Annotated in this window: 1 protein-coding gene; it reads right to left on the bottom strand. The window is 75.1% G+C overall.

Annotated elements, in window-relative coordinates; genetic code table 11:
• A partial coding sequence (locus FJ658_RS16490; protein ID WP_181408519.1) for a hypothetical protein occupies positions 1-253 on the bottom strand: 253 nt, incomplete at both ends.

Below are 253 nucleotides of genomic sequence, written 5' to 3'. Positions count from 1 at the left end.
CGATGGTCTCGTCGCCCTGCAGCCAGCCCGCCGACGCGAAGCGCTCGAGGATCCCGATCGCCCGGGCGGCGTCGACGCCCGCCCACAGCAGGATGTAGGCGATGCCCTGGTCGCCGTCCTCGAACGGGCGGTCGGCCACCCGGGTGGCGCAGTCCCATCCGGTGCCGCGCAACGGCGGCGGCACGAAGCGGGTCTCGAGCGGGAACACCGTGTAGCCGCCGGTCGCGAGGGTCGCGTCCGCGCATGCCGCCTC

Origin of the sequence: Schumannella sp. 10F1B-5-1 (assembly GCF_006517535.1) — a bacterium.
Lineage (GTDB): Bacteria > Actinomycetota > Actinomycetes > Actinomycetales > Microbacteriaceae > Schumannella.
Note: the sequence above shows the minus strand (reverse complement) of the source record. Positions and strands in the feature narration are given on the sequence as shown.